Below are 6000 nucleotides of genomic sequence, written 5' to 3'. Positions count from 1 at the left end.
CGCCCGGTTACATTTCGAACCCGGAAGCTAAGCCTTACAGCGCCGATGGTACTGCAGGGGGGACCCTGTGGGAGAGTAGGACGCCGCCGAACAAACCTTGAGAAAACCCCCGCACCATTCGGTGCGGGGGTTTTCTGCGTTTAGGCTCAAGGTTATGCGCTACGACCTTGTGATCTTCGACAACGATGGCGTCCTCGTCGACAGTGAGCCCATCTCCAACCGGCTCCTCGCCGCCTATCTGACAGAGCTCGGGCACCCGACCTCGTACGAGGAATCCCTTCGTGACTACATGGGTGCTGCCATGCACCGGGTCCATGACGTCGTCAAGGAGCGGACCGGGCAGGCGCTGCCGGCGGATTTCGACGACGTGTTCCATGCGCGGGTGTTCGCCGCGTTCGAGCGGGACCTGGAGCCGGTCGCGGGGGCTGTCGGGCTGTTGGAGAAGCTGGCTGCCGACGGGGTGCCGTACTGTGTCGCGTCCTCCGGGAGTCACGAGCGGATCCGGGTGGGGCACCGGAAGACCGGGCTGGACCGGTGGTTCGACGACGGGCGGGTCTTCAGTTCGCAGGACGTGGGTCGCGGGAAGCCGGCGCCCGATCTGTTTCTGTACGCGGCCGAGCGGATGGGTGTCGCGCCGGAGCGATGTGTGGTCGTCGAGGACAGTCCGCTGGGGGTGCGGGCGGCCAACGCGGCCGGGATGGACGTGTACGGCTTCACCGCCATGACGCCGGCCGAGCGGCTCGCCGGGGCCACGCAACTCTTCAGTGACTTGGGCGAGTTGGCTGACCTGCTCGTATGACGTCGGCATCGGTGCTCGGCTGACATTTGTCACGCCGAGCTCCGGACGATCGTTTCTACTGGCGACCGCGTGCCGGACGAGAAGCTGAGGGCATGACGACGAACACGGTGTCCCAGGGCAAGAGCAGCACCCAGACCCCCAGCGCGCTCGACAACTTCCGTCCGCTGATCGTGGACGTGGCGGTTCCCCTCGGTTCGTACTACCTGTTCAAGAACGCCTTCGGGATGAGCACCTTCGCGGCGCTCGCCTGGAGCAGCGTCGTCCCGGCGGTGCGGACCCTGTGGAGCGTGGTCAAGGAGCGCAGGACGAACGGCCTGGCGGGGCTGATCCTCGTCGTCAACGTGGTCTCCCTGCTGCTGAGTTTCGTCTCCGGCGACCCGCGGCTGATGCTCGCCAAGGACGGCGCGGTCAGCAGCACCGTCGGCATCGGCATCCTGGTGTCGGTGGCTCTCGGCCGGCCGATGATGACCGCCGGCATGAAGCCGTTCCTGGTGAAGGGCGACCAGGCGAAGGAGGCCGCGTGGCAGCGGCTGGTGTCGGGCCGGTCGGCCGCCTCGACGGACTTCCTGCGCAAGGAGCGGACGTTCTCCGTGGTGTGGGGCGTGGCGCTGCTCGCCGAGTGTGTGGCGCGGATCGTGGGGGCGTACACCATCCCCGTGGACACCATGGTGTGGCTCGGTGGGGTCCTGATGATCGGTGTGATGGTGCTGACCTTCCTGCTCAGTGGCGGACTGGCCGCCGGGCCGATGGAGGCGATGGTGCGTGCCGAGGCGGAGGCCGAGGAGACTGCCGCCCGCACCGAGGTCGCCGTCGCCGCCTGAGCGAGAAGGTAAAGCTGAGGGAAATTCATCTTTGGCTTGATCTACCCACAGGTAGCCAGGGGCCCTACGCTCGCCGCCATGACAGATGTGCTGCGGCGCGGCAGGGCCTCCTTGGCGTTCAGCTTCCTCGCTCAGGGCGCCACCTTCGCCCTGCTGGTGACCCGTATCCCGGCCATTCAGGACCGGTACGGGGTGTCCGACGCGCTGCTGCCCGTCTTCCTGGCCGCCGTGCCCATCCTGGCCGGCGTCGGAAGTGTGACGACCGAGCAGCTGGTGAAGCGAATACGGCCGAGCCTGCTGCTGCGGTGCCTGCAGCCCGTGGTGCTGCTGGCGCTGCTCGGGGTCGGCGCGGGGGAGCACCTGGCCGAACTGGGCATCGCGCTGGCCGCGTTCGGGCTTGCCGTGGGCGGGCTCGACGCCTCGATGAACATGCTCGGGGTGAGCCTGCAGCGGACGTACGGCCGCAGCATCATGCTCAGCTTCCACGCCGCGTTCAGCCTCGGCGGAATCCTCGGGGCGTCGCTGGCCTGGGTGGGGGCGCACTGGCATCTGGCGCTGTGGGTGTCGTATCTGCCGGTCGTCGCGGTGCTGCTGCCCGCGACGCTGGTGGGGAGCCGCTGGTACGTCGACGGGGGCTCTTCCTCGGCGGTGGAGGAGCAGGAGCGGGAGCGGGCGCAGGGCCAGGGCATCGTCTTCAAGCTGCTGCTGCCGCTGTGCCTGGTGATGACCTTCGCGTACATCGGGGACTCGACCGTCTCCAACTGGAGTGCCAAGTACCTGAAGGACGTGCTCGGGAGCTCGGAGCAGTTGTCGACGGTGCCGTACAACGTCTACATGGTGACCACGCTGCTGGGGCGGTCGCTGGGGGACCACGGGGTGCGGCGGTTCGGGGCGGTGGCCGTCGTGCGGGTGGGTGCCGTGGTGGGGGCGCTGGGGTTCGCGGTGGTGGCCGTGGCCCCGGGGGCGTGGGCCGGGATGCTCGGGTTCACGCTGGTCGGGCTGGGGCTGTGCGTGCTGGTGCCGCAGACCTTCGCGGCGGCCGGGCGGCTGTTCCCGAACGCCTCCGATGCCGCCGTCGCGCGCCTGAACATCTTCAACTACGTCGGATTCCTGATCGGCTCGCCGCTGGTGGGGGCGCTGGGGGACGCGTGGAGCTATCGCTGGGCGATGCTCGTGCCGATGGTGTTGGTGCTGGTGACACTGTTCTACGCCCGCTCGTTCGCCCCCCGGCCGGACCGATACGGTGGCGGGCATGAGCGGCCGCGCACAGCTGATGTGGGACGAGGCAGTAACGGGCTATGACTTCGGCCGGGACCATCCGATGGACCCGGTCCGGCTCGCCCTGACCAGACACCTCGTCGATGCCTTCGGGCTCGACAAGGAGGTCCAGGTGGTGGCGGCGAAGCCCGCCGGGGAGTCGACGCTGCGGCTTGTCCACCGGGAGGACTACATCGACGCCGTGAAGGCGGCCTCGGCGGATCCGGAGGCGGCGGACGGTGCGTACGGACTGGGCACGCTGGACGATCCCGCCTTCGCCGGCATGCACGAGGTGTCGGCGCTGATCGCCGGTCAGTCGGTCGGGGCGGCGGAGGCAGTGTGGCGCGGGGAGGCGCTGCACGCGGTGAACTTCGCGGGCGGGCTGCACCATGCGATGCCGGGCGGCGCCTCGGGGTTCTGCATCTACAACGACGCCGCGCTGGCGATCGCCCGGCTGCTGGAGCTGGGGGCGGAGCGGGTCGCGTACGTCGACGTCGACGTGCACCACGGGGACGGGGTGCAGACGGCGTTCTGGGGTGATCCCCGGGTGCTGACGATCTCCCTGCACGAGCATCCGCGGACGCTGTTCCCGCAGACCGGGTGGCCGGAGGAGACGGGGGCGGACTCCGCCGAGGGGTCGGCCGTGAACGTGGCGCTGCCCGCCGGGACCGGGGATGCCGGGTGGTTGCGGGCCTTCCACTCCGTCGTACCGGAATTGATCGCCGATTTCCGGCCGCAGGTGCTGGTGTCGCAGCACGGGGCCGATACGCACTTCGAGGATCCCCTGGCGCATCTGGCCGTGTCGCTGGACGCGCAGCGGGCCGTGCAGGTCGCCTGTCACGAGCTGGCGCACGAGCACGCCGACGGGCGGTGGGTCGCGCTCGGTGGCGGGGGATACGCGGTGGTCGAGGTGGTGCCGCGGTCGTGGACCCATCTCGTGGCGATCGCGGCGGGGCGGGAGGTCGCGCCCGAGACCATGATTCCCGAGGGATGGCGGCAGGAAGTCTTCGCCCGTACGCGGCAGTTGGCGCCGGCGCGGATGACCGATGGGCGGTGGCCGGTGTCGTACGCCGGATGGGACGAGGGATACGACCCCGCGGACCGGCTCGACCAGGCGGTGCTGGCCACGCGGCGCGCGGCGTTTCCGCTGCGGGGGCTGCTGGCGTAGGTGTGGTGCCGGGGGCGGACGCGGTGGCCCGCCCCCGGCGCCGGATCAGCTGCAGTGGCCCGAGTCGCCGGCCGAAGCGGTGCCGATGGTGCCGCTCCAGCTGACGCAGTAGCCACGGCCGGTGACGTAGACCGGGCCGGCGTAGCTCGTGTACTGGCCGGAGTCCTTGGCGGCCGGCTGGCTGCTGTCGATGGCCTTCAGAGCGACCTCCATGTGGATCTTCGCGCCCGTGGTGTTGCGGACGGTCACGGCGCAGTTCTTGCCGGTCGACTGGTTCCAGGTCAGGAAGATCTTGCCGGAGTTGCCGACCGGCGTGGAGTCGATGACCTTGTAGCCGGTGCCGCAGGCGCCGTTGTACGTGGCGGCGGCGGCCGACTTGGTGGCCGCCGAGGCCGGGGTGGTCGCGGCGAGCGTGCCGCCGAGGGCCAGGACGGCGAGCGCGGTGGCGGTCGTGGCGCGACGGGACAGCTTCTTCATGGTTGTTCCCCCTGCTGTGGTGTGGTCCACGTTGCCCGTGTCGGTCAACGTGCCGTGAACAGTTGGTCGTTGCTGTCCACGCAAGATGAGACCGGGGAGCCCGGCCGGTGGTTGTGGTGCCTTCCGTCACCGTTCTGTCACTGCCCACCGGGTGCGGCATTATGCGGCTTATTGAGCCACCCGTGCGGTAATTCACCGGTTTCCGCCGTGCGTTCGCCCGCGGTCCGCCACCATCACAGACGTGTTGAGCACCGGAGCCCTGCGAGCCCATCTCCTGGCTGCCCGTCTCGCCGGGCCTGTGGCCACCTCGCGCGAGGAGAGCCTGCGCAGCTATCGGCTCTTCGCCGCCCGCGATCCCCGCGTGCTGATCGGTCTTGACCCCGAATGGACGTGGAGACAGCGGGATCTGATCGAGTTGATGTCGGACAAGTGCGGGGTTTCGGCCGATCCTGGGCATGTCTCCGGCCAAGATGTGATCGATCCGGAGCGCACCCTGACCGCGCTGGACGCCTTCGCGGCGCGTCTCGCCGCAGCGGCCCAGCGCAGCGCCCCTGTGCTCCTCGGTACCGGTCACCCGCACCGCCTGCTCGGCTTCTACGCCGCCTTGGCGGACGCGCTGTCGGCGGCGGGATGTGCCGTCCTCACCCCTGCGTATGGTCGCAGTGTCGACATAACGACCCGGTTCGGTCTACGTACGTACAACCTTGACTACGTACAAGGAGTCGCGTTGGTGCGGGAACCCGGGACGCCCCGCCCCGGTTGTGCGACCGGCGTGCACACGCACTCTCCGCTCCCGGTTCGTACCGCTCTGGCCGTGGCGGCCGAGGTCGGAGGGACTCTTCCCGAGCTGGTCGTCGGGGACCACGGCTGGGTCTGCGGAGCAGGTCAGCTGGGGTTCGAGGCCATTGGTCTCGCCGATACGGACGACCCCGCGCTCTTCGTGGGGGAGGCCGAGGGGTCCGTGTCCGTCGTCGTTCCACTTGATGACGCTGTGCGGTCTGATTACTACCGGCCGCTTACCCGCTACGTACTCAATCGAGCGTGTCTGTCACAGTAGGCCGCCGATGGGTGCACCTCTTCCCCACTCGCATCACCCGCCCCTACATTGGGGAGTGAGCACGCAGCGACGAAGCGTCACCGGAAGGGGAAGCCGGTGGCCGTCGAGTGCGGAAGGTTCAGGTGTGTCATGGCTGCTGAGCAGAGGCCTCTGAGTGAGGTTCAGTTCCTTACCGTGGCGGAGGTCGCCTCGGTGATGCGAGTGTCGAAGATGACTGTGTACCGGCTGGTGCACAGCGGTCATCTGCCCGCGATCAGGGTGGGGCGGTCCTTCCGCGTCCCCGAGAACGCGGTTCATGAGTACCTTCGCGAGAGCTACGTGGGGGTGGAAACCGCCTGACGGACATCCCGGGGGGATCCTCAGGGCATCACAGGGATCTCCCCGGGAAGCCTCGATTACGACCTCAGCGCTCGGGCGGGTA

The 6000-nt window shown here is 69.0% G+C and carries 7 protein-coding genes and 1 rRNA gene; 7 read left to right on the top strand and 1 reads right to left on the bottom strand.

The genetic code is table 11. The features are described 5' to 3' along the window. The 5 genes from rrf to ACIBN2_RS35345 all read left to right on the top strand — a co-directional run. Nucleotides 1-92: ribosomal RNA gene (gene rrf / locus ACIBN2_RS35365) — 5S ribosomal RNA — on the top strand; the annotation flags it as partial. A gap of 62 nt (nt 93-154) precedes the next feature. After that, nucleotides 155-799: an HAD family hydrolase gene (locus tag ACIBN2_RS35360; protein ID WP_399140654.1), complete on the top strand. Its 645-nt coding sequence runs from the start codon at nt 155-157 to the stop codon at nt 797-799. A 92-nt stretch (nt 800-891) separates the two neighbouring features. After that, nucleotides 892-1620, top strand: coding sequence for a VC0807 family protein (locus ACIBN2_RS35355; RefSeq protein ID WP_399140653.1), 729 nt, complete (start codon nt 892-894; stop codon nt 1618-1620). Between the two features lie 78 nt (nt 1621-1698). After that, nucleotides 1699-2922 carry an MFS transporter gene (locus ACIBN2_RS35350; RefSeq protein WP_399140651.1) on the top strand — a complete coding sequence of 408 codons (1224 nt, stop codon included), beginning with the start codon at nt 1699-1701 and terminating at the stop codon, nt 2920-2922. Next, nucleotides 2873-4045: an acetoin utilization protein AcuC gene (locus ACIBN2_RS35345; RefSeq protein WP_399140650.1), complete on the top strand. Its 1173-nt coding sequence runs from the start codon at nt 2873-2875 to the stop codon at nt 4043-4045. Before ACIBN2_RS35350 ends, ACIBN2_RS35345 begins: the two co-directional genes overlap by 50 nt. 45 nt (nt 4046-4090) lie before the next feature. Here the strand turns inward: ACIBN2_RS35345 and ACIBN2_RS35340 are convergent, their stop codons facing one another. Next, on the bottom strand, nt 4091-4522 hold the full coding sequence (locus tag ACIBN2_RS35340) for a spore-associated protein A (protein ID WP_399140648.1): 432 nt from the start codon (nt 4520-4522) through the stop codon (nt 4091-4093). Nucleotides 4523-4763: 241 nt separating this feature from the next. Here ACIBN2_RS35340 and ACIBN2_RS35335 point away from each other — a divergent pair, with 241 nt between their 5' ends. Continuing rightward, nucleotides 4764-5579 carry a phosphatase gene (locus tag ACIBN2_RS35335; RefSeq protein WP_399140646.1) on the top strand — a complete coding sequence of 272 codons (816 nt, stop codon included), beginning with the start codon at nt 4764-4766 and terminating at the stop codon, nt 5577-5579. A gap of 129 nt (nt 5580-5708) precedes the next feature. Continuing rightward, nucleotides 5709-5918, top strand: a complete 210-nt coding sequence (locus ACIBN2_RS35330; protein ID WP_016437488.1) for a helix-turn-helix domain-containing protein — start codon at nt 5709-5711, stop codon at nt 5916-5918. The last annotated feature ends 82 nt before the right edge of the window (nt 5919-6000 follow it).

The organism is Streptomyces sp. NPDC050534 (genome assembly GCF_044457745.1).
Taxonomy (GTDB): Bacteria; Actinomycetota; Actinomycetes; order Streptomycetales; family Streptomycetaceae; genus Streptomyces.
This window is presented reverse-complemented; position numbering and strand designations above follow the sequence as displayed.